At 69.2% G+C, this 289-nt stretch carries 1 pseudogene; it reads right to left on the bottom strand.

Annotated features, from left to right (window positions below):
* A pseudogene (locus tag AC0L3U_RS39165) lies at window positions 1-289 on the bottom strand (hypothetical protein); the annotation flags it as partial.

Raw genomic sequence — 289 nt, 5'->3', positions numbered from 1 at the left:
CCCAGGTTTGGCAGCATCCACACCATCACATAGCGGGCGCCTGCCTGTTGCAGGGCCTGGGCGCTGTCAGCCAGGCGGCCGGCAGCGGCAGCCGAGCTCGGCGCGTCGAGCACCAGGCCATCGAGAAAGTCGTTGCCGCCACCCGAGAGGAAATACAGCGCCGTGGGGTCGGCCCGCCCGCCCGTCGCTGCCAGATAGCCGGGGCGGGTACGCAGCACGTCGCCGGTATCGGCGTTGGTGACGGTCGAGTTTCCGGTGATGGAGTCAAGGACCTGCGCGGTGGTGTACC

Source organism: Bradyrhizobium sp. Kon69 (assembly GCF_055807515.1).
This window is presented reverse-complemented; position numbering and strand designations above follow the sequence as displayed.